A 452-nucleotide genomic window follows, 5' to 3' on the forward strand; every position below is an offset into this window, starting at 1 on the left:
GCCAATGGGCGTATCGCGGTGGCGAATCCACCCACCGGGCCGACGGGCCTGCTCACCGTCGACGGACTTGTGCACGGCCGCTTCGACGTGGTGGTCGATGCCGTGCAGCACCTGATGCTGCCCGCCCTCGTGATCGCGATCGGGCCCGCTGTGGCGATCGGGCGGGTGCTGCGCAGCAGCCTGATGACCGATATCGACAGCGACTACGCGCGGACAGCCCGGGCCAAGGGGTTGTCCGAGGGCCGGATCATGACGCGCCACGTGCTGCGCAACTCGGTCGGGTCTGCTTTGTCGATGACCGGTCTTCAAGTGGGCCTGATGTTCTCGGGCGTGCTCGTTGTGGAGCAGGTGTTCGGGTGGCCCGGCATCGGCCAGTACATCGCGCAGAGCATCCCGGTCGCCGACTTCCCGGCCATCGCCGGCGTCACCTTGATGTTGGGTGCGCTCTATGT

At 67.3% G+C, this 452-nt stretch carries 1 protein-coding gene; it reads left to right on the forward strand.

What is annotated here, in order from left to right:
• Window positions 1-452, forward strand: a 452-nt coding sequence (locus tag RM590_RS35620; protein ID WP_311708959.1) for an ABC transporter permease, incomplete at both ends; no start/stop codon positions are given.

The organism is Streptomyces litchfieldiae, assembly GCF_031845365.1.
GTDB classification, from domain to species: domain Bacteria; phylum Actinomycetota; class Actinomycetes; order Streptomycetales; family Streptomycetaceae; genus Streptomyces; species Streptomyces litchfieldiae.